This is a genomic window from Pseudomonas sp. A25(2017), from assembly GCF_002001065.1.
Taxonomy (GTDB): domain Bacteria; phylum Pseudomonadota; class Gammaproteobacteria; order Pseudomonadales; family Pseudomonadaceae; genus Aquipseudomonas; species Aquipseudomonas kilonensis.
Genome location: NZ_MUOA01000077.1, coordinates 20,979 through 44,897 on the forward strand (window position 1 = coordinate 20,979; position 23,919 = coordinate 44,897).

Below are 23,919 nucleotides of genomic sequence, written 5' to 3' on the forward strand. Positions count from 1 at the left end.
TTTAGGTGTTGGTACGAGTGCTACCCGAGAGGGCAACTATTGGACTGTGTTGCGGCGTCTCATAACTAGCCTGGCGATAGCTTTGCCAGCAGCGCCGGCCATGCGGCCGGCCGTGCCGACGCCCGTGCCCTTGCCGAGGAGCCCGGACACGCCCGTTGCGCCGGAAGGCGTCCCGCCCATGACGGAAGCGGCGTAGCTCGGTAACTCAGTTGCGAGCAGCGTAAAGGCACCGAAGTAGAACAGTATCGAGAACGCTTCGGCCCAAGTTGCTTCAATCGCGCCATTTTTCATAATTACCGTGTTGATGAAGCCGATCTCCAAAGCGATCACAATGGAGAACAGCACACTGGTGAGCATAAATCCCCCAACCAGCGATACCCATCCGTAAAACCATTGGCGGGTTTGATCAAACAGCGCAAACGCAATGAATATCGGACCTACCACTAACATCAGTGTTGTCGCAACTTTCAAGGTAATAAGCGTTCCAACGCACACCGACAAGAAAGGAATCCCACCAAGCAACATGAAGATCAGCACACATATGCCCATAATGACGATGTTAAAGTTGTCCAACAGATCGAAATCCATCGCTTCTACCAACTTCACCACAGCATCAACAAATGCACTAATCAAAGTATCAACTTGGTTAGTCTGATTCCCCTGTTGCCCTGATAGGACGCCGCCCATCCATGTTGGTAGATCCGTGACAAACGGAACCACGTTCTGGATGTACCAGGACACGTTAAACGCGAAGGACACGATGATCGCCATTTTGAAGATAGACCAAAGAATATCTTGATAAATGACGTCAATCCCAGTGAATAGCCATTGCAAACTTTTCAAGGCAAAATGCACCATCCAGACTGAGCCGAACGATGCACCCACCCCCAACATCACTTTCGCTGTGCCGGACATCAACGTACTGTTAAGACCGGCCTCAATTGCTTTAAATAACGGTTCCGCAATTTGAATATCCATAGGTCACCTTTAATTGCTGGGCTAAGACTTCTTCCCGTTGAGGTGATCCTTGAACGCCTGGGCACGCTGCTTACTTTCCAGTCGTTCTTTCTGCGCGACCAGCATCTGAGTCTGTTGCAGCCTCATTTGCTGATTTTGTAGCTCCAGCAGTTCTTGCTGGTAGCGCAGTTGCAGATCCTCCTTCTCTTGTGGTGTTTGGACCTCATCGAGCTTGGTGCGCAGGGCCTGGGCATTCTTGACCCGCTGGGTGCTCGCGTCGTAGTTACGCTCCAGGGCATCGGTCACCGCGAGTAGCTTGTCGAATGACTTCTGAACGTTGATATCGTCCGAAACCAGTCCGTAGCGGTCACGCAACGAACCGAGGTCACGCGCGTCCTGATAAATATCCTCCCAGCCATCAAGCGACAGCGTCTTGTTCAGCTCAGGATTATCGAGAAAATCACCGAGTTTGGAATTTCCGGTGACCAGGCTCTTGTAGTGGTCAAACTGAGCCTTGGCCTGCTCAATTGCCTCTTTTGCCGCGTTGAGCTGGTCCAGTGCTTCTTTAGCCTGGCGCTGCGCGTCCAGCGCCATCTGTGCCAGGGCCGCGATGTCGACGGTTGGAATGCCTGATCCGTAACTGCACGGCACCGAAACGGCAATGGCCAACGCCAAAGCGGATGCAAGTAGTCTTTTTTTCATGCGGACACCCCACCAGCATTGGCTTCTCTGGCTCGGCGTTCGGCGGCGGTTATTGCAGCCATTCGCTCCAGAAACGCCGGAACCCATAGATGTGGGTCATCGGTGCCAAGTGACCGCCGTACCTCTGCCGCGACCGGAAGGTTCTTCTCCGTCGACGACAGCAGCGGTAGCCAGTATTTCAGGTGATCGGGCAGTTCCATCTTGAGCTGCACCGCCTGATGCCCCTGTACCACCACCATTTCGCGGCTGAGGGGATGCATACCAGCGATGGTATCGAACACTTTGCCCTTGACGCCGAACTTGGCATAACCGTCCTCATCCGCTTTGGTATTGGGCAGCCAGATCGCCGTAATGACCTGCTGGACAACCGCCGGAGCGTACTCAGTGCTTAATGCATCCTCCGGCGACTGAGTGTCCATGATCAGGATTTCGCCACGGGTTCGTCCGCTCTTGAGGATTTCCTTGATCTTTTCGGCTGTACTCTCGAAGGACAACGGCACCCAATACTCAGCGATCGCGTTAATGAGCAGGCTGCCCGGTTTGGCTTGGTGCATGGTGCGTTTCACGAAAAACAGTGTGTTGAGTAACACTTCCATGACATCGGGATGCTTGGTGGCATATTCCTTTTTCAGAATCCTTGTGCAATCAAACGCCAGACGTCTGAACGCTTTGGGATCAAACAGGTTTTTCGGCGAATCCAGTACCCAGGCATATTGGCCGACATGACCACCGGCAACCCGGCACCACTTGGCCAAGCGGGTATGCAGGCAGTTGTTGCCTTTCTTGGTGATGTTCTGCAGCAACAACGACATGCCTCGATTGTCGACGTTGGAATGCTGCATCACCGCGTCGATGGAGCTCTGAATCTCCCGCTCTTCATCCTGGTTAGTCTGCTCCTTACCGCCTGCGCAGCAGAACACGATGTCGAACAAGAACTGGCGCAATTCCTCGTTATCCGGAAACTGGAACGGGTTCAGACCGGTGAATTTCCCCGGTGCGATGGTGAAATAGTGCGTGTTGAGCGCTCGCAGCAGGTTCTCCAGCGAGTTGTTGTAATCGATGCAGAAATACATCGGATCCCAACGACTGAAGAACATCAGCAATATCGCCTCGAACGTGGTCTTACCGACCCCCGTTTGCCCCGTGATCGAAATATGCCCAGGCAACATTTCACCCAAGTTGTTTTGACCAGGAGGGCTATCGTGCGCGCTGAGCATGAACAGCCCTTTTTTGACGGTCTGCATCGGGACCAGCGCCGTTCCATCCCCAATGGGGTTGCCCTTTGCTTTGCCGGCCGGTGTGGCGTGCAATGAAAAGCCGCAGGCGAGGTTTTCGGTCGACTTCGACAAAGGGTATAGCGAGCGGGTTTCGCCAGGAAACTGCGTGTACCAGGTCTTGTAGTTCGTCATGGTGGAGCGTACGAACGTTGCATCGCGCACGGTAAACACTGATTCCATCTTGGAGCCGTTAATGATCGCCTCGTCCGGCGTATTGCCGAACACGATCATCGACGCGTGATATCGACCCATTGCCAATTCGCCCTGGGTGATTTCCTGCACAGCAGCCAACAGTTCATTGGTCTGCTTGGACTCCCCCTCTACCGAACTCAGATCGGAAACGTGTTTAGTGAAGGTCCGTTTGGCCGTGTTGCGATCCTCGAAGATGAAGGTCTGCACCAACGTAAAGTCGAACGGCTGTTCAATCGCCTCATCCCACATGCCAGGGTAGGAACCGGCGCTCGGGTAGTCGCGCAGATCATAGGTGGTACCAAAGCGAACGCCGCCCCTATTGGGTCGATTCTCGAGGAAATCGTATTCGCCGAAATTGGTCACACTGTCGATCATCGCGTCACCCAGGCGCGTATCGCTGTGCAGAATGTCTTTTTCATGCCCGTTGATGAGCAGGCTGAAATAGCGACCGGCTTGGGAGAACAGCGCGCCGTAACGGTTCGATTCCATCCCCATGAAAGAGGGATCGTAATCGGCGAGCATGGTTTCCGAAATCGTAAGCAGCTCCTTCATCCGGCGAATGCCGTCGTCCTGGTCGCGATACTTAAGAATCAAGCCAAGGGCATAACCCGTCTGCCGATAGGTCCCGTTGCGAAAAGGCGCTGTATACGCGTCGGCAAAATCCTGCAGCGGCTGCAGCTCGAACACATATTCGGTGTCCAGCTCGACTTTGGTTTTGGTGATGTAGGTCTGCAACATCAGGTTTTTGCCTTCTTTCTTACCCAGTGCAAGAAAGTAAGCATTGATCTGCAGGAACAGCCGGTCGAGTTCGTTTTTACTGACCGTCTCGTGAGAAATGCCTTTGAGTCGAATCAGGCTAAACAGCCTATACCCGCTCAGAGTCATCATGTGTTCGTGGACTGGGTAGCACATCAACGGGACTTTTAACTGTTCCGGCGATAACGCGCTGTTGTGAAAATCTCTTCCCATAATATTGGCTCCAGAGAGGACTATAGGGGGTGAGCAGCAATTGTTTGCCGTGTTTTAGGTTCAACCACAAACGATGGATTGAAAACCGAACACGGCGCACGTATCTATCATCGATAGACGTCATGATTCGCAGACCGCACACCGCAATAACGAATGGCAGTAGTGCAACCAGCGCCCAAACGAACGAAAGCAACGTGAACGTGATAACAAAGACAATCACTGCAGCAAGAAACAACCCGACAAGCGACATGATAGGAACGCCCCAAAACATCGCGGGACGGCTCATGGCGTTATAACTCGGATAAAGCAAAATCTTATCTTCTTCTTGCGACATTGGAAACTCCGTGACTTTCAGTTATCAGTCAAACGAGCCTGTACCGAAAATTTGCCAAGCGCCTGCCGCTAATACCAAGGCACCACCGACAGCGATAATTACCCAGATTTGTTCGAGGTAATCTTTGAAGGTGGTGGAATGATCACCGTTGGCCCGTGCAAGCAGCCATTTAATGCCGCACCACAACAAAGAAATCAACGCCGCCGAACCACCCGCCGCATACATACCAATGCGAATTTTTCGAGTTTGATCCAAAACGGTTTGATCCCAATCGGCCATTGCAAACAATGGCACGCAAGCAATCGCTACCACCAATAACTTGATGAACTCCTTTTGCTGAGTGAAAAAGCGAGCGATTTTTTGCTTTACGTTAAACATCATTGTTCTCCTGTGGAACTTCTTCGGGTGTTGGTACTGGTTTACGGTCTGGTGCGGGCACCGGGGCATAACGCGGGTACTGGCGCAAGACATCCCAACTTTCGTAGGTAGGTATTGGCTGGGGCACTGGGGGTTGCGCCAAAGGTTGTGCAGGATTGCTGCCTTCCGCTGTTATCGGCCCGACCTTGTAAGACTCGGCATTGGCGACGATGCGCTGGACATGGCTAGTTCCGCCAAACTGGGGCTCTGCCCTGAAGCCAGTAGTCTCGTTGCCGCTGTAATAGCAGGAAATTGCTTTAAGTGTTTTCTCTTGGGGTGTATCTCCTTTCGATCCTACGCGCTCGTAGCAAGCCTCCAGATTGGCAGCAGCCATGCGCAGATTAGTACACGGATCAAAGACCAACTCCGACTTATTCACGTCGAAGTTATAGCGATTAATTTGACCCAACCCAATACTAAAGTTTGCCCCTTCGGCGACCAGCTCTTTTACTTTTACAACCGCCTCCTCCAAAGTCTGCGGTTGCTGCGGTAAAACCTTACCTACCACACCAATCGCCCAAGGGTTAAATCCAGATTCAGTTTTGACGATAGTGATAGTAGTTTGAGGGTGGACGGCGGGAGCACATTGCAGCGCCAAGGTCATAACTGCGCTTGCAGTCAATATTGCCATAATGGTCACCTAGGTTTTTGATTGTTCCTTCAACTTCGCTGTAGCAGCTTCCGCGTAGTTGTCGATCAGATACATAATGAACTGACCGGCCGTGTAGAGCCGACCACAGTTGTAACTGACATCAATCGCACAGTCGGTGAGAGCTTTAACCCTGTCAGCACCGACGTGAATCGTACGTGGGTATTTCACTTCCCCAGTTTTGCTGGGTTCTTTTGGCTGCATATTTCCTCCAGGCAAACAAAAACACACCGCCATGCGCATGCATGCAGTGTGTTAAAAATGTATTGGTGTGTTTACAGCTGACGTGTTACCAGACTTTTTCGTCGACTTTCGGTGTTTCAATGACCGAACTAATACGCGAGTAAGGCTGATTGCCCATCGCGATCAGTTTCGAATCATTTTGCAGCAGATTAAAAAAAGCCGTCTGGCGCTCAATCTTAGACTTCATTAAAGCAATCTCAGCCAGCTTGGCTAAAACAGCCTGGGGCACATTGTGACATTCAAGGCGTTTAACTTTTTCGTCGGCCATGAGGATCAACGATTGCTTCAACGCCTCGATCAGCGCGTTGGACACGGTGCTGATGTCGCCACCGAACCGTACGAACTCCTTGACGCCTGGAATGTCGGCAATGACCGAGTGATGCACCACCTCAGGATCGAGGCGGACGAACAGGTATCCGGGGAAAAGCGGCGTAGAGGTGGTGCGGGTGCCGTTGCAGTCACGCCGCTTTTTCACTTCCAGTTTCATTGGGCAGTAAATCTCGACACCCAACAGCCTTGCTTTGTCCGTAACCAACTGAAGCGCATGCAGATTATGTGTAATCAAATGCCATCGAAACATCCCTATACCCCTGTATGCGGGCACGCGCCGCCACAAACGCGCCGTAGCCCATCCCTTTTAGCGACCGCTCCATGGAGGGCGCTTTCCGTCGTATCGACGGCGGCTGATTATATGTACAGTGCGCAAAATTGCAATGGCACCGTGCCAGTACGTAATTTTATTCACTTACCACAAAGTAATCAATCATAAATGCATATTGTGCAATTTTGCCCTTTAAAAACGCATGGGACGCCCGAAACTGACGCATTTCAGGCGGGAAAATGACTTCTCCGATTCGCACGCTCATCGGCTCACGGATCAGATCGCACCGAAAAGCTAGGCAGATCACCCAAGCGGCGCTAGCCGAAGCCCTCGATTGCGAGGTAACAACCATCGGCCGTTATGAACGCGGCGACCACTCTCCCGATGGCGAACAACTGGTGAAGCTTGCGAACTTTTTCAACGTCTCTCCCATCGAGTTCCTACCGGCCGAGATCGACATCCGTTGGCAAACCGTCTGCGAGTTACGCTCAGTGCTGATCGATCTCGTTTATCGCATCCAGGATCCGGCCGAATTGCAGCGCTTGATCAGTGCCGCCCGCGCAACAAAAACAGCTAATCTGCGTTGAACCGAACGGCTCTAACTGGATCCTATTTGGTCGGAGCTAGCACAATGCCACGTCAACTCTGGTAAAAAATGCGGCTTCACGGCATCTTATCGACCCCCACCGTCCGCAAGAGGCGTACGGGGGTATTTTCAACAGGTCTGAGGCGCAGATGAACTCCGTAAATATGGAACGTTTAATCAAGAACCTGGGCTGTTCGTACGATGCTCTAATTGCTAATAAAGTAATAGATAACCTTCCACTACAAGACTTGTATGAAGATGGTGAATCGCTAGAGATCGAGCCGGTTCCTGGAATTGAGTTGATATTCTGGCCCGAAACCTTACGTTTCGAGGTTATATACATCACTTTGAAAGATGATCAAAACAGCAATGTGCCGCTATTCACAGGGCAGTTACCTGAACCTTTTGGTTCTCTTTCGGATCAGTCACAGGTGCATAAAGCCTTGGGTGAGCCGATGTTCTCGAAAGGCGCAATGGAGCTTCAAGGCACCGATTTAAGCGGGTGGGACACCTACCAGCTTGAGTCTCATTGGCATCCTGCTGCGCTGGTTGAGTTCCAATATGTCAAACACATGCAGACCAGTAAAATACTGTTCTCATTAATCGACAGAAACGTGTAGGTCCAAGCCAAAACTGAGTAGGGTTGCACTGGTAGAGCGTCTTGCCGGTCGCAACTGTCTCCCTGGGGTTATTGACCAGCAAGGCGCTCTCCAGTGCCTCCCTACCCTACTATGCGCTAACCGCATCGTATGCAAAAACGCAAAGTTCAAGATCAATGGTTTCCTGAGTTCTCGTGCCGTTTAGTTCAGTTCTAACCTGAATCAGCGAACCCTTGAAGCCATTATTCCGAAAAAATTCTATATTCCTTACGTTGCGATGAGCATTGCATGTGAATTCATTCACGGCGGTTTGCCGTCCTTCGCTATCGATCACAACTCCGCTCAAGCGGTAAGTGGTCATGCTTACGTCCCTCGTCAGCAGTGGCAACGAGGGAGAGTTTACCGATATCGGTTAACCTTCACAATAAAAGTTTACCGATATCGGTTAACTTTTTGGGTGCTCTCTGTAGAACGGCGCTATCTCTCGAACCGCGACGCTGACGCTGTTTATGTCGCCGATCTTCCGCGATATGAATGCCTTCCTAAACCCATATACACGGCAGATATCCGCTTGTTTCACCCCGTCGACAAAATAGCTGTGCAGCGCCTCGATTACCTTTTCTCCTGTGATTCCAGTAAACCCGATCAAGCGCCGTAACTGCTCCGGATCGACCTTGCCCGGCTCCAGGTCACGTTTTAAATCTGCCATCACATCCCTCATCCAGCCTTCTTTCGCGGCGGCGAAGTGTGGCATTGTGCCCAAGTTGTCGGCAAGAAACACCAAGGGCGCGGCCCTTGTCATCTCGCAACGGCCGCGTTGACCTCGGGAGCGTGGGGTGGTGAAGCTCTACCCCCCACTCACGAGGGAGCCTTGTTTCATTGGGGGCTGTTCAAGGGTTCGCTTCGCACGGGACTCCGTTCATCGCGACGGAGAAGCGGTCGCGACGAGCCGGGGTCGCGTCCCTTGACCTGAGTTAAACCGGTTTAGTCTTAAGACTTTGGCGGTTTAGCCAACCGCCATTCGATCCGCTGGATATTGACGCATGAACTCCGCGCTATCGTGGACCGGAGCGTCGAGCCAGTCGTTGTAGAGCCCTTGCGGCAGGATAACGACCATGCGTTTTTCGTCTTCCGGTTTGTGGTAGTTGCGCATAAAGGCGTGGTCGTCTGCGTTGACGGTCAGCATCGTGTAGCTGTGCAGGACCTGGCCGGTAGACGGGTCGTGCCAGCGCTCCCACAAGCCGGCGATGCCCATGATTTTCCAATCCGCCCGAATGATGCGCGCCGGAAACGGTTTACCCTTGCGGTAATCGGGCTCGTAAATGGCTGTGGCCGGAATGATGCAATGCTGGGCCTTGCGCCAGGCGTTACGGTAGGAAGGTTTTTCGGCCACCGTCTCCGATCTGGCGTTGTAGGTCCTTCGAACGATCTTTTTTCGCTCCTTACTCCACCCAGGAATCAGGCCGAACGCGCCGGTTAGCAGTTCCAGGCTGGGGCTTCCCTCGTCCTGGGCGTCGGCGTTGGCCGGACGGCGGACAAACGGCCCGACGTAGCCAGGCCATAGCTCCAGCTCGCCTTGTGGGTAAAGCTCGACGCCGAAGGCCTGGGCAAGCTGGCTCGGCGTCGGCGGCTCGTAATGGCTGCACATGGCTGGTTGCTCCTGTCACGGGCGGGCCCTGGTGGCGATCCGCTGGTCTGGTGGAACGTACAATAAAATTGACCGCAGGCATTCAGCAAAGTTAACTGTATATCTGTACAGTTTTCGGAAGTCGTGCGTTATGAGTTTTTCCATTCATGGCCCATTGGCCGAAGGCGGCATTCGGCTGCCCTTGTGCCTGTTCAAGATCCCGGCCGGGTTCCCGTCGCCGGCGGCCGATCACATCGAACAACAGATCTCACTCGATGAGGTGCTGAATATCCGGGCGCCGCATGTCTACCTGGCCTCGATCAGCGGCGACAGCATGCAGGGGGCCGGCATCTTCGACGGGGACCTGGCCGTGGTCGATCGGTCAATGGAGCCAGCTCACGGCCACATCGTGGTGGCCCTGCTCAACAACGAACCGGTCTGCAAGCGGTTATGCGTGCGCGATCGCCAAATGATTTTGCTTTCGGAGAATCCCAAGTACCCACCGCGCTACGTCCTGGAAGGCGACGAGCTGGTGATTTGGGGTGTCATCACCAGCACGGTTCGCAGCCATGTCTGAGGCGCCTGTGTTTGCCTTGATTGACTGCAACAGCTTCTATGCAAGCTGCGAGCGCGTGTTCCGACCGGACTTGGCCAAGGTGCCGGTGGTGGTCCTGTCCAACAACGACGGTTGCGTGGTGGCGCGCAGTTACGACGCCAAGCCCTTTGTCAAAATGGGCGAGCCCTACTTCCAGATCAAGCACAAGCTGCAGCGCCTGGGCATCGTGGCCTTCTCGTCGAATTATGCCTTGTACGGCGACATGAGCCAGCGGGTGATGAGCGTGATTGAATCGCTAGTACCGGCCGTGGAGGTTTACTCCATCGACGAAGCATTTGCCGACATGAGCGGGATCCGCGGGCCCGAGGTCCTGGGTCGGCAGATTCGCCACCAGGTGCTGCGCTGCACCGGCATTCCGGTCGGGGTGGGCATAGCCCCCACCAAAACCCTGGCCAAGCTGGCCAATCACACGGCCAAGCGCCTGCAGGCACAAACCGGTGGGGTGGTTGACATCTGCGACCCCTTCAAGCGTGATTGGGTGCTGCGCAACACCGACGTGGCCGAAGTCTGGGGAGTCGGCCGGCGGATGAAAGCGCACCTGGAAGAGATGGGCATCAGAACGGCCATGGACCTGGCCCGGGCCGATACCTGGACGCTGCGCAAGAAGTTCAGCGTGGTCATCGAGAAAACCGCCCGGGAACTGGGCGGCACCTCGTGCCTGGCGCTCGATGAGGCGGATCCGCCGAAGCAGGAGATCTGCTGCAGTCGAATGTTTGGTAAACGCCTGCAGGCGCTGCCGGCGATCCAGGAGGCGGTGGCCACCTACATGATGCGCGCTTCGGAAAAGCTGCGGGCCCAGCAGTCGTTGTGCAAGAAGATCCGGGTCAGCATTCGCACCGGCATGTTTAACCCGGCAGAAGCGCAGTATGCCAATGGCCTGGTGGTGGACCTGCCCTACCCCACCGACGACGTGCGTGTGCTCACCCGCGCAGCCACAGACGCCGTGGAGCGGATCTTTCGACCGGGGTATCAGTACAGCAAGGCGGAGGTCATGTTGCTGAACCTGTGCCAACCAGGCGAGTTCACCGAGGATCTGTTTGCCCGCTCCCAACCCGGGGAAGCCAGCAAGGTCATGTCGGTGCTCGATGCCATCAATGGCCGGTGGGGTCGAGGTACGTTGCGGGTGGCCAGCGTACCCACCACGCCGGAATGGGCCATGCGCCGCGACTTGCTGAGCCAAAGCTACACCACTCGGCTCGACCAGCTGTGGCAGATCCATTGCCGGTAGACATACTGGGCGCCAGGAGTTTTTGCTGGCGAAAAAAAACCACCCTAACCGAAGCTAGAGTGGCTTTTCCCACGGGTTCAATCCTTACAGCAGGTCGAGCAGATCGTTCCAATGGTCCCGCAGAAACTCATAGAGGTGATAAGCCCCTAATCCGTTTCTAACGAGGTCCCACGCACGCTTAAATTTCTTAAACATACTTTGGCCTCCTACAATGAGGCCAACCTCCGACGGGCTTGTCCGGCTTACCGCCCATCTTCGGGAATACATTGCGAGTGCATCCACTAAGGCGGCCGGGTGTGGGCCCTCATGCTGCACCGGCACGGCTCTCACCCCGTTTTAAGGGCATGGGAAACTGTTACGTACCTGGCCAGACCTCGTGGACGACTCACATGCAAGGAACTCGTCACCTCGCATAGTAGCCGATTTGCGCACGGTTTCCGCTACCAATAATGGCTAAATGCCGGTCAATTTGCGGACGGGCACCAGGGGATAGGCGTTATTTATGCTTGTCTGTAGGAGCAAAGGCGAATAAAGTAAGCCCATGCGAGTGCATCCACTGAGGATGTGCAGGCCTTGGCCTCACCGAAGCCTGCAACCAAAACCGCCCCCTCAAAGGCGGTTTTTTTTCGCCTGCCGTTTACTCGTGACCCGTCACGCGCACCCGGATAGAAAAAGAAGTAACCCCGCCGAGGCGGGGCTTGTATCAGTTCAGCCGGTCTAGATCGTCCAGCCGGTCGCGTAGCCAGGTGAAGGCATGGCCAAGCTGAATCACTCTCAGCACGGCGCCGAACGCCCGTAAAGCACGGCGAACCCATTTTTTCCATTGCATATAGCAGTCTCCTGATAGGAGCCTGACACCCGCTGCCCTAGAACGGTCAGAGCAATGGGTTTGCTGAAAGTTGTCGATACCTTCAGCGAGCCAGGTGTTTATCAGCCCTTCTGTTCCGGCACGTTTTCCAGACGTGGCGAAGGGGCCCCGGGCACAACATCGTGACCGTTGGGTTACTTGATACTCCAAAACCCCTGACAGAAAAAAGCACTTTGACGCTTTTTTGAAGTTTATTTTTCAAAGCGACGAAAACCCTTGACGGCGCCCTGTCGTGACGATCTAGGTTGACGCGTAACCGGCGCGTTCTGCCTCTATCGCCTTGATATAGTGACATTTCCCGGTAGTTAGCGACGTTTCGCCATTTCGTCAGGAGTGCCAATGAAGCAAAAAGATGGCCGATGAAGCGCGATTATTATCCGTGAACGTGTTGCGGCGACTATTGCGCAACAAACAGACCGTAATTTATGATCGATTCGTCGATACCTTCAGCGAACCGCCAAACGAACCTCCAATTCGAATGGCACAAATCAACCGCCCCTCCAACGGCGGTTTTTTTGTGCCCGCCGTTTGCGTCGGAAACGCTCCCCCGAATGACACGATAGGAAACGCCGTGAAAATCACCCTCGATTTGAGCGAACACCAGCTCGACCTATTGCGCCAGTTCCGCGAACAGCACGCGCTCAACCGGCGCACGCCAGCCAGCGCGCCCATGCTGGAATTGCAACGGGTCTACAGCAGCTTGAGCACCACGGCCATCATCCTGGCCGAAGCGGTGGACCAGGCGGCCAAGGACCAGGGGATTTAGGCCGGCGCGCTACAGCTCGACGACAAAGCCGCGCAGCCCCACGGCGTCGGCGTACTTGATCACCGCCTTGGCGCTGGTCCAGATGCGCAGCGGCTCACGTCGCGAGCGCACCGGGATCAGCCGCGCCGTGGGTGCGCCCAGGCGCACCGACAAGGTCCAGCGGTGGTTGTCGCCCTCGAGGCGGCCCACCACTACTTCACGCACCACGTGCTGGCAGACCAGGGCCTTCAACGTGTCGTCGTGGATCGCTTCGCCGATCACGACAGCATCACCTGGCGCACGGTGGCCGCCTGCTCAAAGGCCAGGTAAAGCCCCTCCAGGCTCGCCGCGTTCAACCCCCGGAGCGTTTCCAGGCCCAGCACAAAGCCTTCGGCGCGGTCGGCCGCGCGCGTGCAGTCGCCCGGCGTGCGCGCCTGGGCGATGGCCCGCAGCAATTTAACCGCCTGGGCGTGGACGTGGCTCGGCAGGTTCAGGCGCGCCAATGGCGCTTCGAGGTCGCTCATGCCGGCACCGCCGGCAGGTCGCCCAGCAGCGCGGCCAGCGCGTGCCAGGGGTGTTTGGCACACTCACTGTCGATTGCGCAACCGGCGCCGTGCTGGAACGGCTCGCCCGCGTCCCGGGCGAACTGGCCCACGCTGCACAGGGCGCACAACAGCATATTGCCGTCCAGCACCCAGCGCAGCGACCAGGCGTTCAAGCCCTCATCACGCCGGTACCGGGCCGCGTTACGGTCACGGGCACTCATTGGCCGCCGCCCTTGCCGGTGAACCGCGCCTCAGCCTCGTCCCTGGACTGGACACGGGCGTCATTGAGCGCCTGATAGGTGGCCAGGTCGATGACCTGGGCACGCAACAGCGCATTGGACCAGGCCAAGGCGTATTCGCTGGCCCGCTCCAGGTCCGCCGCGTAGGTGGTGCGAATCCGCGTCAGGATGTCGGCCCAGTCGTCTTGAAGGTGGCTGGTGGGCAGTCCTTCGGGGTTGGGGTCAAACCCGGGGCTTACCGATCGTTGATCGCCGGCCAGGTCGTTGCTCATGAGGTCGCTTCCTTTTCGAGTGAGGGGCCCCCAGTGCATCAAACCAGAGCCTGGGGGTGTGGTAAACCAGTGTAGGGTGTTGTGGTAACCGTGCCCAATAAAAAAGGCCCCCACACCGGGCTTGAGTGTGGGAGCCTATTTCACATAAACGGCGTTACTGGTACTCGCGGAAGTCCACCTTGACCGGCTCGCCCTTTCCTTCCCAGGCCAAGGTGTACAGCGGCCACGCCGAACCATCCTCCGTGGTTCCTGGGGTCATGCCTTTGTAGACCCATCCGGCCTTAAGGTACGCGTTGACTTCTTTGCTATCCCGAATATGCCGGATGGCCTTTACGTCGCTATCTGCCATGCAGTGCTACTCCTTGCGATGAATGATGGCCCATTGTAAGCACAGCGGGCGAGCCGGTGGGGGTTCCTTTCGGTTATGCCTGTTCAGCGGCTCTGAATTCGCGCACGCGCGCTTCGGCGGCCTCCCGGGCATCATCCAGCAGCGTCAGGCGCTCGGTTTCGGTGATCGCGGCCACGTCATACAGCGCCTCGGCATAGGCGCGGGCATGTTCCTCGGTGCGGTCGATGTACTGCCTATTCGCCTTGGCGATGGCCAGCACCTTGCGCCGGGCTTGATTCAGGTACAGCGTTTTTTCTTGGTCGGTATAGGTCGGCACGGCCGGGGTTCCTTTCAGGTTCGAGGTGTAACGGCGTCGACTTCCAACTGGGCCGCTTGGCGGGCCTGGGGGTTGTCCGGGGCCACCCAGGCATCCCGGGCGCGGTCCGCCTCGTCATCGAACATTTGCTTGGCGGCCAAGTCGATCAGGTTTTCCATGGCCAATGCCATGAGATAGCCGGCGGTCAAAGTCCACTGAAAACTCATATCCTGCGCGGTCTTGGCGCGGGCAATGCTGCGGATCTGGAAACGGGCACGCTCCAGGGTTTGCGGGTTGTTCTACTCGGTCATGGCAAAGCCTCCTTTCGTGGCGGGTAACAGCACGGCCTAAAGGTCATAGGTAATGACCAAGTTATCCAGCTTTCACAAACTCAAGATTGCGATAGAAAATCACACCATTTTCAAAGCGGATGTTGCGCATCCCATTTTTAACCGAGATAACGGACTTCGAGACGGGCTGGCCTACTTCGCGTTGAGTCTTGTACTGGCCATTAAGATAGATTTCCTCGTCAACGCGAAACGTACCTTCTTCCCTCGCAATGGTCAGGACACGAGGATGCTTACTTTGGTCTTGCGTCTTCTCGACCCAGCGACCAGACAGCGCGCTGCCACTCTCCGCTTCACAGCCAGCGTTCAATAGCCCGGCCAGTGCAACAACCAAAACCGCAAGAGTATTTTTCACCATATTCTCCAGACATTTTGGGACGCGAAAACCGCGCTTCTCCTACGACCTCGGCCCAGCGCGAGGGCTGGGCTTGTGGTGTACTTGGGTGGCAGATCCGCGCGTTTTTCCGTGATCAATTTGAGGATGGAGGAACGACCTGGAATGCCCTTCCCTGACTCCAAGTGCAAGCAAGGTTGATCAATTTCAGGATCTGCTCATCCGTCATGCTTGGTGCAAGAGTTACAACGCCATGACCAGCGGAGAACCGTTCGATCATCAAAGCATTCAGATTGATATCAGTTGCTTGACTGGACTCAGTAACGCTTGCGTCGTTGACTGCGACTATGGGTCTGCCGCAGCTCGGGCATTGGTCTCCATTGTGGACGGCGGGAGAAATTACCGAGCTGTCGGCGAAGCAACAGTAATGACGCGTTCCGTTGGCTGTGAAAAATTCACCATGGCAATTGTGGTTCATCATGAATTTCCGTTAACTGCTGGATTTATCGACCAGGGCTTTGGGAGACACCAAAGGAGCTAAATCCGGGTGCCGTCGATGGAAGCGCCAAGCGGCGAAACCGTTGCAAATCCTACCAACCGTCTGACCTATTAGCGTGTTGGCATTGAACGAGTGGAATGACCAGTAATCCCGCTCATTGCCTTCGCGGTCGATGCCCCGGCTACAGCTCGCGCGGCTTGAAAAATGTTTACCCATGAGACCTTTCCTTCATATGACGGCTTTGCAGGACTCGCTACCGGATTCAACCTCAACCGTTCTTTCTGCCTCGCTCAACGGCTTCACGGTTTTGCCCTGCTGAAGTGCGTTCAACTGCTCGATGCTCATGACGTCGTAACGCCAAAGCGAAGACGAATCCTTGCGGCAGAACGTGAAGCTGAAGGGGTACTTTGTTTCTACAACGCGAGCATCTGTAACGCCTGCGTCTTTCAAAGTTTTGCTAGCCCATTTCGAAAAGTCTGGAGCTGGTAAACCGGTCGCCCCCGCAGTAGTGGATACCAGCAAGATGGCGATGAGGGACGCTTTAAAATTATTCAAACTGGACTCCTTGTGTTTCCCATTCAGATTTTTTCATTACGGCTTTTTCCCGCTTACTTCGGCTGGTTCGACTTAGGTGCCTGGGAGGCCAGGAATTTAGCCATTGCCGCTGTTGCGTCCGAGGACTTAGATTGGCCGCCCTGAGTCCAGGTGTTGGGTTGTACTTTGGCGGTATCCGGTTTACTGGTCATAACTGGTCATTCCTTCGATATGGTGGACGCCAAAGGGGCATCCTTCTACGTCCACGGCCCCGGTTTTTAGGCCGGGGCTTGGTGTACCTGGTGCGTTTTTCTATGACCGCAGGCGGATACAGCTTGCGATAGCCTCGGTGCCTCCTTGAAGGCCCGGCGAACCGGGCCTTGAGTTGAATTAGCCCGCCAGATGCGCATCCAGCTTATCTGCAATTTCGCGGGCAACACCCTGCCACGCTTCAAAACTGATCAGGCCGCTATCCCACACAACGGTCGCGGGGTCAGCATCTGCGACAGCACGAGCACGCCGAGCAACCGTATCGATGATGAACATCTGTGCCAGAGGCCCAAACTTCGAGTACTCCATCAGATCAACAAGCACACCGACATTGGTCATGGGATTTTGTTGGCATTGGCAGTCGTCACACAGGCCGATCTGCGACTCTTCCAGATCCGCGGAGCAAGTGCTGCACTGTTCAAGTTGCTGGGTCATTTCAGGCGTCCTCAGTGATTCGCTTCAATGAGGAATATATTAGCCTATAGGCTAACCTAGATCAACTAAATATTAGCCTATATGCTAATGTTTATACTCTGGCAGACCTCTCACCGCGTCGTCCCAATGTCTTGGACGTTCGGGATCATTGACGATTTTGCTGAGCGAAACAGGGTGCTTACCCCAGTGCGCCGCCAGATCCTTGCCGCTCCATCCCCGGCGCCGGTACTCGGCCTTGAACTCTTCCGGGGTCAATCTCTGAACCAACATCAAATAATTCTCCGCACAATGTCGCCCAAGCGGGCAGGATCACCCGCGCAGAGCTTCTTTTCCTTGGTCAGTCGGCTTGCAGTGTAGGGCTTTGCTGTTTCTGTACCTCTTCAAGTCGCCCAAGCACTTCGGTCATACGCTCCTGGTTGCGTTGTTTGAACTTGATGGCCTCAATCCGCGTTTTGCGCACCAGATCCAGCAGCTGGAACACCTCGGCGTCGGGGTCGGCCTCACCAGCCGATGCTGTTTCAAGCAGTGATTCTAAATCCTGCAACTGACCCAGGGTTACGTCCAACTGATAATGCGGTTCGGTAACTGGTCTATCCATGAGAATTTCCTTTAACACTTGAACAGTTTTGAAAAGGCCCAATTCACGCGGTCGTTCACCCACTTGGCTACCACTGGAACGCCGCTGAACGTCGCCACACCGGCCAAAGCAACCAAGGCCAGCTTACCGTCGCTGGAATCACCAAAAACGACTGGAGCGAAGGCATAGGCAGCACCAATGCAAGAGGCAACGGCAACGTGCAACGCGATAACCGCGCTAACCACCTGAACCGCCCAACCCTTCATGGTTTTAACTTCTGTTTTCATGCCCGATTTTCCTGCTCGATCCTGGGGAGCGATAAGCGTCCCTCTCCTACACCCATAAGCCCGCACGGCGGCGGGCTTATGGGTGTAGCGGATACTGCTATTGAGTGTCGTCGCCTTCCAGGTCAGAGAGACTGTCCGCAAGGTCGATAACTACCGGGAAATCATCGGAGCCGGTCACAACAAAGGAACAGGCGCTGTCTTGTTCTCCTGCTGCGATGTGAGCCTGAAAATAGCGATCAGCAACAGCCTGGGCGGCGTCTTTGTGGTCGCCCGGGATTTCGATGTCAGTGGTCCAGGTTACTGTGTACTTGCGCATGGTCGATTTCCTTGAACTGAGCGGCCCGGCGAACCGGGCGAGGGTGGTTAGATAGCGTCACGAATCTCGCGGGCTTCCTTGACCGACTTGTGATAGTCGTTGAGAAGGCGAGCAACCTCGTTTTTCGCATCGCTGTCGGGCATCACGCTAAGCATGGCGTCCACACCCTCCATCAAAACCATGCCAGCCAAAGCGCGGGCTTTCATGCATTCGTCGTACTTGATTTTCGCTGTCATTCCTGCGTCCTCAGTGATTCGCTTCAATGAGGAGAATATTAGCCTATAGGCTAACTAAATTCAATAAAATATTAGCCTATATGCTAATTACTCGCAATCTGGAAGGCCCCTTATCGGACACTGGATGTTTACCCCAGTGCGCCGCCAAGTCCTTGCCACTCCATCCCCGGCGCCGGCACTCGGGCCTTGAACTCTTCCGGAGTCAATCGTTGAATCAACACCACCTCCTCTGCCCGCTCTCTAAAGACTGCAAGCCTCAACAACTTAAATAAGCTAAATACATTAAACAAGCTCTGTAAGCTCCGTAAGCTCCGTAAGCTCCGTAAGCTCCGTAAGCTCCGTAAGCTCCGTAAGCTCCGTAAGCTCCGTAAGCTTAGAGGCTATGGAAGGCGTGGGACTACAAGCTCTACAACTTGCAGAGCTTGTCCCGTGTTTAATCTCAGTCCTTTTCCTTGAGCTCCTTCAGGAGCTTAGAAACATTCTCATCACCTTGGCTCGCCAACAGCGCTACGGCTGCACGGATTACGTCTGATCTAGAGACGCGAACGCCATGAGGAAGCAGACTCAAGCGTTCAACTTCCGCGTCAATTTCAGACGTGAGAGAAAACATGATCCGCTTGTAGACCTTAGCCTGGGCCGGCTTAGCGGCCACAGCGCCATTCTTTCCATCGATCTTGGCCCCGTTAATGAAGCTGTCAGCGGCTGGTGAGGCCGCTGCTGCTTCAGCACCTGAACCAGCACCTTTTTTCAGGCTGGCAACTCCCATCATTCACCTCCCCACAATTCAGCAGCGATTAGCTCGATTTCCTCAATAGCACGTAGGTCCGTGGTGACCTCAAGAACGGAAGAACCGTTCTCGTCAGCATCATCGTAGACATTTCGTGCCGTGGTGAACGCCTGCAATGGTTCAAGCCCGAAACTGGCGCAAGCATCTTTGGAGTCGAGAATCCGCTGAATTTGACTGGGCAAAGAAGGGGCCTGAGTAATCACTGCTCTGGCGATTAGTCCGTGGTTTACAGATTTTGCGAGCGTTATCATTTCCTCGACATGGGGCAAGGTTTTAAGGTCACGGCGCTTCGGTCGGAACGGGAGCAGCGCGTGAGTTGCGACTGTTAGCGCCGAACGTAGAGCAACAGAGTCAGCACCACCAGCATCTACAACAATCATGCCGTAGCGCTTAGCTCGGTCCAGAAGGGTTTTACGGATGTCGCCATGTGCGGTTTCAACCTGGATGTCAACTAGCTTTGGGTTCTGTTCACGCTCTCTCGCCCAATCAAGAGAAGTACCCTGTGGGTCAGCATCCAGCAGCAGGACATCGTGATTTTTTCGTTGCAACCAAACCGTTAAGTTTTGAGCAATACAGCTTTTCCCGCTACCGCCTTTCTCACCACCAAGTACCAGAATCATGTCATGCCCCCACAAGTGACGTAAGTTAAATAGCTTATATAAGCCGAGGTTAAAAGAATACACAAGCTCTACAGGATACACAACTTATATAAGCTATGCATCGTATAGACATTCAGTTGCTGGGGATTTACGGGATCCTGGATGATGGCTTTTCCGATTTCGCAAAAGAGTGATAGAAGCATCGTCTGCCTGCCACTCTTCCGCCTCCAGGTAGTCAACGGCGGTTTGATAGTCGCACCTGGTGCGCCGCATTACGTTAGCAATTTGGTCCTGCTCAAAGAGCTGACGGTGGGACAGGTTTTCACGGCTGAAGCGCCGCATCAGAGCATCTGCAACGCAAGGCGGGGCAATTTCCCCGGCGAACTCCAGCAGCGATGGCAGGTGGCGAGGATTAGCCAGATCGCGAATAGGCACGCTGCGTACCATGTTACAATCAACACTGGACATAATTTTCCCTTTCCGGTGGGTTGTGTTCAACGCTGGGGGTGGCTGCAACCATGCCCCGGCTTTTTTTTAAGCCATGAAAGCCAAAACAGGGATAACGTCCTGTGGCACCCGGCCAGTCATTACAAGAAAGTGACGCCATACTCCATAAGGCACCGGGGTACTCCCTTCCTTAAAAGCTCTTACCCTTCGATTGGTTGACAACCCCAACAAATCAGCGAGCTTTGCATCCGTGCCGTATTCCTTGAAGTGCGCCTGAAAATGCCGAAAGTACGCACCGATAATGTCTGGATGCGGTGCCTCCCAGCCCTCACGCTCCCGCAGTAGGTGGGTGCGCGGATATTGGCTTTCATCAACCTCTGTTTGCGGCGACACCCTCGGCGCGTCCAGGTTGGCTTTTAGCTGCGCAATCGCGGCTTTCGTGCCCTCCTCGAAAATCATCGCCTGTTGTGTCGCGATGTCAGGTAATTCAATAACCATGTCTAGATCCTTGTTATGGTCAGAGCAGGGGGCTTACGCCCCCCATTCCTACCGTGGCGACAGCTCGATACGTCGAACGTCTGAAACACGGATGTTGACCAGACTCAGAGCTCCCGTAACTACCGTTTTCCAGTAACCGCCCTGGTGAACATGCATCAACGCGTAGAAAAGGTAATCAGGTAACAGGAGGTCAAGGCGGTTAATCCGAATGCCGATATGCTCAGGGTTGAACTCTCGACTGGGCTCCCCGCAACGTTCCGCTGACCCTCTCCGCACAATCCAGAAATGAGCCTCTGGAAAGTTGGTCTGAATCGTCGCTACATCTGAAAGTCTCATCTCGTTCTCCGTCAGCGGCAACGACTAGCCCCCTCAAGAGTCGAGTGGCTCTCTGCGTGCCACCAACGGATTTCATATTAGGCTAAATTAGCCTAAATAACAAGAAATACTTAGGCTATTTAAGCCTAATAAAAGTATTGACTGATTGTCGTTTATAGACGACAATGACGCCCATGAAGACAATAAAACAAACATCCACCTACATGACGTGGGAACGCAAACTCAAGGACCAACGAGCCAAAGCCGCTATCGCCGCGCGGGTCTTCCGCTTGGCGAACGGACTACCAGGTGATGTATCACCAGTAGGGCAGGGCGTCAGTGAGCTGCGCATCCATTACGGCCCAGGCTACCGGGTCTATTTCGCACAGCGCGGTGAGGAATATGTTTTGTTGTTGTGCGGCGGTGACAAGTCCACACAAACCCGCGATATCGAAGCGGCTAAAAAACTCGCGATCGATTGGAGGCAAAAATGAACGAACCAATTTACGACTATGACCCGGCACAAGCGCTGGACGGCCCCGAGGCCATTGCCATCTTCATGGCTGACGCCTTTGAGACCGGGAACGCTGATTACATTGCTCAAGCCCTGGGCGTTGTCGCAAAGGCCAAAGGCATGAGCGCACTGGCTAAAGAAACGGGTCTGGACCGTGCACAGCTGTATCGCTCATTCAGCACGGACGGCAATCCCACACTTAAAACCCTACTGGCTGTAACCCAGGCCCTGGGCATTGATCTGACCACACGTCCGCATGTGGCATCCATTTGAACCACCCGGCGCCTCGATCACCCGATAACCGCCTCGGTCACCTCCGGCCGGGGCAATCCCTCGCAACACACCTTCACCTGGTCGACCTGCACTGATCGATCTGGTTGACGCCGGCCTCAACACCACCACTAGCACTGATCAACACGTTTTTGCTTGTATTGCGAACAGAGTGTGCCTTTCAGTCACTTAGCGACAAAATCCGCCGTTACGCTCGTCGTCCACTTAACTGGTGATAAAATACGTTATCACCACTTTCAGCAGGGAGCGCCGTATGTCGTTTTTTGAGCCGCTACGCGACTTTTTCCATAGACGTGCGGGAAAAAACCTGAATGACGCGTCGGCACGCGTGCACCTGGTCAATCGCCGGCAAGAATCGCCCCGGGGCAACTTTGTGTTTCCCGGTACCGACTACCTGGACGACATCGAGGTCGCTGGCCAACGCGTTGGCCAGATCGATTACGGCATTAACCCGCTGGGCGATCGGCTGTACATCAACATGATCGAAATCGAACCCGCGCTGCAGGGGCAGGGCATCGGCCTGGGCGCGCTGTGGCAGCTATGGCTCGCGCACCAGGTGCCGATCGTGCCGCTGTATCAGTACACGGCATCGGATGGGTTCTGGTACCGGGCACGTCAACGCTTTGCAGCGGCCGGCGCTGTGCTCGAGGACGAGTTGCGCGGCGTCGATCAAATGGAGCGGGAACAACAGCGCTGGCAGCACCTGGTGCCCGAACCTGAACACGAACGGCTGATACGTGAATACTGGGAATGGGTAGCCGCCGAAAACGCGGCAGGTCGACCTGCAGGGCCAGGCATACGATGAAAGACCTGAATCCACCCCAGTCCACCGCCGCGCTGTTGCCGTCCGGCGAACGCCGCTTGAGCGCCCAGGAGTTCCAGCAGCTGGCCAGCGTGCCGGCCGCCGTGGAATGGTTCGCCAATATCGACAACCCACGCACCCGACGCGCCTATCAAAACGACCTGGAAGACTTCTGCAGCTTTGTAGGCCTCACCAGCGCCGAGGAATTCCGCGCGGTCACCCGCGCGCACGTCCTGGCCTGGCGCGCCCAGCTGGAAACCCGGGGCCTGGCCGGGGCCACCATTCGGCGCAAACTGGCGGCGCTGGCCAGCCTGTTTGATCACCTCCTGGAGAACAACGCCGTCGCCGGCGGCAACCCCGTGCACGGCGTCAAACGGCCCCGGGTGGAATACAACGAAGGCAAGACGCCGGCCCTCGGCGATGACCAGGCTAAATTGCTGCTGATGGCACCGGACGGCTGGACGTTGAAGGGGATCCGCGACCGCGCCATTTTGGCGGTGCTGCTGTACCACGGCCCACGCCGTGAAGAGGTCGCGCAGCTGATGACCAGCGACCTGCAGGACCGCCGAGGCATCAAGCACGTGCGGGTGAGGGGGAAGGGGGGCAAAACCCGCTATTTACCGCTGCACCCGGTCGCCGCCGAACGCATTCATGCCTACCTGGAACGAGACAGCGAGCGTGAGCCTGGCCATGGGCCGTTGTTCCGCTCGATCCGCGGCCGCACCACCGGCGCCGGCATCAGCGCGAATGGGATCTACACAGTGGTGGCGCAGTGGGCCCGGGCGGCGGGCATTCACGTCGTGGGTCTGGGCGTGCACGGACTTCGAGCCACGGCCGCGACCAATGCGCTCGAGCATGACGCAGATATCGCTAAGGTCCAGGAGTGGCTGGGCCACGCGAATATCAGCACAACCCGGCTGTACGATCGGCGCGGCCAGCGGCCGGAGGATTCACCGACGTACAAGGTGAAGTACTAAAGGTTACTCGACGGTTATTTTTTGCAGCACAGTCATAGATACCCAGCTCTAGGCGAGATCCTGGAGCAGTTATCCGCCCGCACCTCAGACTGCAAACCATCATTCGTCTACGTGACAAATCTCTACCATCGTCCTGACTCGACGCATTTTCAAAAATCGATGCCTTCACCGAAGGCACATGGCGGTCGAACGGTTTCATATTTCTGTTCAAGCCTGCGCGCAAACGCGCCCGGTTGAGTCCTCGGGCGGTTTACCGTCCGGGGGCGATTTATCCGGGTCTTAGCGCCCGAAGGGTGGCCGAAGGCCAGGGCAGGGCGGCTTTATCGCCCTGGGCCGCTTAGACAGGCCTTTACGCGGTAGTAGGGTTTGCTTTACTGGTTGCGGGTGCAGGGGCCGCAGGCCTCTGCCTGGGGTATGGGGCTAGCAGCCCCATGCTTTACACCGTGCCGTGCCGTAGGCACGACTTTGCACGGGCGTTATCTGAGAGGTGTTAACACCTCGTAAAGCCCTGTTTTTCCCGGAGGGGGTAACTGAAGAGGGTATA

At 55.4% G+C, this 23,919-nt stretch carries 40 protein-coding genes; 9 read left to right on the forward strand and 31 right to left on the reverse strand.

The annotated features are described in order from the left end of the window. Nucleotides 1–36: 36 nt before the first annotated feature. From B0E42_RS20415 to B0E42_RS20450, 8 genes are all read right to left on the reverse strand, one after another. Complete coding sequence (locus B0E42_RS20415; protein ID WP_077507151.1) at nucleotides 37–978, reverse strand: type IV secretion system protein; 942 nt, start codon at nucleotides 976–978, stop codon at nucleotides 37–39. 21 nt (nucleotides 979–999) lie between these two features. Next, complete coding sequence (gene virB5 / locus B0E42_RS20420; protein WP_077507152.1) at nucleotides 1,000–1,659, reverse strand: P-type DNA transfer protein VirB5; 660 nt, start codon at nucleotides 1,657–1,659, stop codon at nucleotides 1,000–1,002. Further along, a complete protein-coding gene (locus tag B0E42_RS20425; protein ID WP_139353191.1) occupies nucleotides 1,656–4,016 on the reverse strand; it encodes a VirB4 family type IV secretion system protein in 2,361 nt (786 codons plus the stop codon). The genes virB5 and B0E42_RS20425 overlap by 4 nt, the downstream gene beginning before the upstream one ends. Beyond that, nucleotides 3,994–4,431 carry a VirB3 family type IV secretion system protein gene (locus B0E42_RS20430; protein ID WP_077507154.1) on the reverse strand — a complete coding sequence of 146 codons (438 nt, stop codon included), beginning with the start codon at nucleotides 4,429–4,431 and terminating at the stop codon, nucleotides 3,994–3,996. The genes B0E42_RS20425 and B0E42_RS20430 overlap by 23 nt, the downstream gene beginning before the upstream one ends. Before the next feature lie 24 nt (nucleotides 4,432–4,455). Next, the gene (locus B0E42_RS20435) at nucleotides 4,456–4,809 is read right to left on the reverse strand and encodes a hypothetical protein (protein WP_077507155.1); all 354 of its coding nucleotides are present in this window, start codon (nucleotides 4,807–4,809) and stop codon (nucleotides 4,456–4,458) included. Then, the gene (locus B0E42_RS20440) at nucleotides 4,802–5,473 is read right to left on the reverse strand and encodes a lytic transglycosylase domain-containing protein (protein WP_077507197.1); all 672 of its coding nucleotides are present in this window, start codon (nucleotides 5,471–5,473) and stop codon (nucleotides 4,802–4,804) included. Before B0E42_RS20440 ends, B0E42_RS20435 begins: the two co-directional genes overlap by 8 nt. A 15-nt stretch (nucleotides 5,474–5,488) precedes the next feature. Continuing rightward, complete coding sequence (locus B0E42_RS20445) at nucleotides 5,489–5,701, reverse strand: hypothetical protein (protein ID WP_077507156.1); 213 nt, start codon at nucleotides 5,699–5,701, stop codon at nucleotides 5,489–5,491. A gap of 85 nt (nucleotides 5,702–5,786) precedes the next feature. Continuing rightward, nucleotides 5,787–6,320, reverse strand: a complete 534-nt coding sequence (locus B0E42_RS20450) for a transcription termination/antitermination NusG family protein (RefSeq protein ID WP_077507157.1) — start codon at nucleotides 6,318–6,320, stop codon at nucleotides 5,787–5,789. A 260-nt stretch (nucleotides 6,321–6,580) separates the two neighbouring features. On the opposite strand from B0E42_RS20450, the gene B0E42_RS20455 reads away from it, so the two are divergent. After that, complete coding sequence (locus B0E42_RS20455) at nucleotides 6,581–6,928, forward strand: helix-turn-helix domain-containing protein (protein ID WP_077507158.1); 348 nt, start codon at nucleotides 6,581–6,583, stop codon at nucleotides 6,926–6,928. Nucleotides 6,929–7,091: 163 nt separating this feature from the next. Continuing rightward, nucleotides 7,092–7,547, forward strand: a complete 456-nt coding sequence (locus tag B0E42_RS20460) for a DUF6392 family protein (RefSeq protein WP_256578330.1) — start codon at nucleotides 7,092–7,094, stop codon at nucleotides 7,545–7,547. A gap of 109 nt (nucleotides 7,548–7,656) precedes the next feature. On the opposite strand, the gene B0E42_RS30520 is transcribed toward B0E42_RS20460, so the two are convergent. The 3 genes from B0E42_RS30520 to B0E42_RS20470 all read right to left on the reverse strand — a co-directional run bounded on the left by B0E42_RS30520 (nucleotide 7,657) and on the right by B0E42_RS20470 (nucleotide 9,174). Then, nucleotides 7,657–7,887, reverse strand: coding sequence for a hypothetical protein (locus tag B0E42_RS30520; protein ID WP_139353192.1), 231 nt, complete (start codon nucleotides 7,885–7,887; stop codon nucleotides 7,657–7,659). 84 nt (nucleotides 7,888–7,971) lie between these two features. Beyond that, the gene (locus tag B0E42_RS20465; RefSeq protein ID WP_256578335.1) at nucleotides 7,972–8,307 is read right to left on the reverse strand and encodes an adhesin biosynthesis transcription regulatory family protein; all 336 of its coding nucleotides are present in this window, start codon (nucleotides 8,305–8,307) and stop codon (nucleotides 7,972–7,974) included. Nucleotides 8,308–8,532: 225 nt separating this feature from the next. Next, nucleotides 8,533–9,174, reverse strand: a complete 642-nt coding sequence (locus tag B0E42_RS20470; RefSeq protein WP_077507161.1) for an SOS response-associated peptidase — start codon at nucleotides 9,172–9,174, stop codon at nucleotides 8,533–8,535. Between the two features lie 130 nt (nucleotides 9,175–9,304). Here B0E42_RS20470 and B0E42_RS20475 point away from each other — a divergent pair, with 130 nt between their 5' ends. Further along, complete coding sequence (locus B0E42_RS20475; RefSeq protein WP_077507162.1) at nucleotides 9,305–9,730, forward strand: LexA family transcriptional regulator; 426 nt, start codon at nucleotides 9,305–9,307, stop codon at nucleotides 9,728–9,730. Then, nucleotides 9,723–10,997 (forward strand): translesion error-prone DNA polymerase V subunit UmuC, encoded by a 1,275-nt coding sequence (gene umuC, locus B0E42_RS20480; RefSeq protein WP_077507163.1) that lies wholly within the window; start codon nucleotides 9,723–9,725, stop codon nucleotides 10,995–10,997. Before B0E42_RS20475 ends, umuC begins: the two co-directional genes overlap by 8 nt. Before the next feature lie 703 nt (nucleotides 10,998–11,700). Here umuC and B0E42_RS31535 read toward each other — a convergent pair. Then, nucleotides 11,701–11,826 carry a hypothetical protein gene (locus tag B0E42_RS31535; RefSeq protein ID WP_256578331.1) on the reverse strand — a complete coding sequence of 42 codons (126 nt, stop codon included), beginning with the start codon at nucleotides 11,824–11,826 and terminating at the stop codon, nucleotides 11,701–11,703. A 610-nt stretch (nucleotides 11,827–12,436) separates the two neighbouring features. Here B0E42_RS31535 and B0E42_RS20485 point away from each other — a divergent pair. Beyond that, nucleotides 12,437–12,631 carry a hypothetical protein gene (locus B0E42_RS20485; RefSeq protein ID WP_077507164.1) on the forward strand — a complete coding sequence of 65 codons (195 nt, stop codon included), beginning with the start codon at nucleotides 12,437–12,439 and terminating at the stop codon, nucleotides 12,629–12,631. A gap of 9 nt (nucleotides 12,632–12,640) precedes the next feature. On the opposite strand, the gene B0E42_RS20490 is transcribed toward B0E42_RS20485, so the two are convergent. The 19 genes from B0E42_RS20490 to B0E42_RS31810 all read right to left on the reverse strand — a co-directional run bounded on the left by B0E42_RS20490 (nucleotide 12,641) and on the right by B0E42_RS31810 (nucleotide 20,812). After that, entirely contained in the window at nucleotides 12,641–12,892 is a 252-nt protein-coding gene (locus B0E42_RS20490) for a hypothetical protein (protein ID WP_077507165.1), read from the reverse strand. After that, on the reverse strand, nucleotides 12,889–13,134 hold the full coding sequence (locus tag B0E42_RS20495; RefSeq protein WP_077507166.1) for a hypothetical protein: 246 nt from the start codon (nucleotides 13,132–13,134) through the stop codon (nucleotides 12,889–12,891). Before B0E42_RS20495 ends, B0E42_RS20490 begins: the two co-directional genes overlap by 4 nt. After that, complete coding sequence (locus tag B0E42_RS20500) at nucleotides 13,131–13,376, reverse strand: hypothetical protein (protein ID WP_077507167.1); 246 nt, start codon at nucleotides 13,374–13,376, stop codon at nucleotides 13,131–13,133. Before B0E42_RS20500 ends, B0E42_RS20495 begins: the two co-directional genes overlap by 4 nt. Next, a complete protein-coding gene (locus tag B0E42_RS20505; RefSeq protein ID WP_077507168.1) occupies nucleotides 13,373–13,666 on the reverse strand; it encodes a hypothetical protein in 294 nt (97 codons plus the stop codon). Before B0E42_RS20505 ends, B0E42_RS20500 begins: the two co-directional genes overlap by 4 nt. A 154-nt stretch (nucleotides 13,667–13,820) precedes the next feature. Then, nucleotides 13,821–14,015: a hypothetical protein gene (locus B0E42_RS20510; protein ID WP_077507169.1), complete on the reverse strand. Its 195-nt coding sequence runs from the start codon at nucleotides 14,013–14,015 to the stop codon at nucleotides 13,821–13,823. A 73-nt stretch (nucleotides 14,016–14,088) separates the two neighbouring features. Beyond that, complete coding sequence (locus B0E42_RS20515) at nucleotides 14,089–14,331, reverse strand: hypothetical protein (protein ID WP_077507170.1); 243 nt, start codon at nucleotides 14,329–14,331, stop codon at nucleotides 14,089–14,091. A gap of 14 nt (nucleotides 14,332–14,345) precedes the next feature. After that, nucleotides 14,346–14,537 carry a hypothetical protein gene (locus B0E42_RS20520; RefSeq protein ID WP_077507171.1) on the reverse strand — a complete coding sequence of 64 codons (192 nt, stop codon included), beginning with the start codon at nucleotides 14,535–14,537 and terminating at the stop codon, nucleotides 14,346–14,348. A 145-nt stretch (nucleotides 14,538–14,682) separates the two neighbouring features. After that, complete coding sequence (locus tag B0E42_RS30525) at nucleotides 14,683–15,012, reverse strand: hypothetical protein (RefSeq protein ID WP_139353193.1); 330 nt, start codon at nucleotides 15,010–15,012, stop codon at nucleotides 14,683–14,685. A 706-nt stretch (nucleotides 15,013–15,718) separates the two neighbouring features. Next, the gene (locus tag B0E42_RS20530) at nucleotides 15,719–16,045 is read right to left on the reverse strand and encodes a hypothetical protein (protein ID WP_077507173.1); all 327 of its coding nucleotides are present in this window, start codon (nucleotides 16,043–16,045) and stop codon (nucleotides 15,719–15,721) included. Between the two features lie 369 nt (nucleotides 16,046–16,414). Then, nucleotides 16,415–16,729 (reverse strand): hypothetical protein, encoded by a 315-nt coding sequence (locus B0E42_RS20535; RefSeq protein ID WP_218191461.1) that lies wholly within the window; start codon nucleotides 16,727–16,729, stop codon nucleotides 16,415–16,417. A 337-nt stretch (nucleotides 16,730–17,066) separates the two neighbouring features. After that, the gene (locus tag B0E42_RS20545; RefSeq protein WP_077507175.1) at nucleotides 17,067–17,327 is read right to left on the reverse strand and encodes a hypothetical protein; all 261 of its coding nucleotides are present in this window, start codon (nucleotides 17,325–17,327) and stop codon (nucleotides 17,067–17,069) included. An 11-nt stretch (nucleotides 17,328–17,338) separates the two neighbouring features. Further along, on the reverse strand, nucleotides 17,339–17,593 hold the full coding sequence (locus B0E42_RS20550) for a hypothetical protein (RefSeq protein ID WP_077507176.1): 255 nt from the start codon (nucleotides 17,591–17,593) through the stop codon (nucleotides 17,339–17,341). Between the two features lie 97 nt (nucleotides 17,594–17,690). After that, entirely contained in the window at nucleotides 17,691–17,909 is a 219-nt protein-coding gene (locus B0E42_RS20555) for a hypothetical protein (protein ID WP_077507177.1), read from the reverse strand. Nucleotides 17,910–17,956: 47 nt separating this feature from the next. Continuing rightward, complete coding sequence (locus B0E42_RS20560) at nucleotides 17,957–18,145, reverse strand: hypothetical protein (RefSeq protein ID WP_077507178.1); 189 nt, start codon at nucleotides 18,143–18,145, stop codon at nucleotides 17,957–17,959. 439 nt (nucleotides 18,146–18,584) lie between these two features. Continuing rightward, the gene (locus B0E42_RS20565) at nucleotides 18,585–18,911 is read right to left on the reverse strand and encodes a hypothetical protein (RefSeq protein WP_077507179.1); all 327 of its coding nucleotides are present in this window, start codon (nucleotides 18,909–18,911) and stop codon (nucleotides 18,585–18,587) included. Next, nucleotides 18,911–19,552 carry an AAA family ATPase gene (locus tag B0E42_RS20570; protein WP_077507180.1) on the reverse strand — a complete coding sequence of 214 codons (642 nt, stop codon included), beginning with the start codon at nucleotides 19,550–19,552 and terminating at the stop codon, nucleotides 18,911–18,913. Before B0E42_RS20570 ends, B0E42_RS20565 begins: the two co-directional genes overlap by 1 nt. 93 nt (nucleotides 19,553–19,645) lie before the next feature. Beyond that, nucleotides 19,646–19,978, reverse strand: a complete 333-nt coding sequence (locus B0E42_RS20575; protein WP_256578332.1) for a hypothetical protein — start codon at nucleotides 19,976–19,978, stop codon at nucleotides 19,646–19,648. Between the two features lie 87 nt (nucleotides 19,979–20,065). Further along, nucleotides 20,066–20,476 (reverse strand): hypothetical protein, encoded by a 411-nt coding sequence (locus B0E42_RS20580; RefSeq protein ID WP_077507182.1) that lies wholly within the window; start codon nucleotides 20,474–20,476, stop codon nucleotides 20,066–20,068. A 48-nt stretch (nucleotides 20,477–20,524) separates the two neighbouring features. Next, nucleotides 20,525–20,812 carry a hypothetical protein gene (locus B0E42_RS31810; protein WP_077507183.1) on the reverse strand — a complete coding sequence of 96 codons (288 nt, stop codon included), beginning with the start codon at nucleotides 20,810–20,812 and terminating at the stop codon, nucleotides 20,525–20,527. Between the two features lie 173 nt (nucleotides 20,813–20,985). On the opposite strand from B0E42_RS31810, the gene B0E42_RS20590 reads away from it, so the two are divergent. From B0E42_RS20590 to B0E42_RS20605, 4 genes are all read left to right on the forward strand, one after another. Beyond that, nucleotides 20,986–21,285, forward strand: coding sequence for a type II toxin-antitoxin system RelE/ParE family toxin (locus B0E42_RS20590; RefSeq protein ID WP_077507184.1), 300 nt, complete (start codon nucleotides 20,986–20,988; stop codon nucleotides 21,283–21,285). Continuing rightward, nucleotides 21,282–21,578, forward strand: a complete 297-nt coding sequence (locus tag B0E42_RS20595) for an addiction module antidote protein (RefSeq protein WP_077507185.1) — start codon at nucleotides 21,282–21,284, stop codon at nucleotides 21,576–21,578. Before B0E42_RS20590 ends, B0E42_RS20595 begins: the two co-directional genes overlap by 4 nt. Nucleotides 21,579–21,849: 271 nt before the next feature. After that, the gene (locus B0E42_RS20600; protein ID WP_077507186.1) at nucleotides 21,850–22,401 is read left to right on the forward strand and encodes a GNAT family N-acetyltransferase; all 552 of its coding nucleotides are present in this window, start codon (nucleotides 21,850–21,852) and stop codon (nucleotides 22,399–22,401) included. Continuing rightward, nucleotides 22,398–23,375 carry a tyrosine-type recombinase/integrase gene (locus B0E42_RS20605; RefSeq protein WP_077507187.1) on the forward strand — a complete coding sequence of 326 codons (978 nt, stop codon included), beginning with the start codon at nucleotides 22,398–22,400 and terminating at the stop codon, nucleotides 23,373–23,375. Before B0E42_RS20600 ends, B0E42_RS20605 begins: the two co-directional genes overlap by 4 nt. The last annotated feature ends 544 nt before the right edge of the window (nucleotides 23,376–23,919 follow it).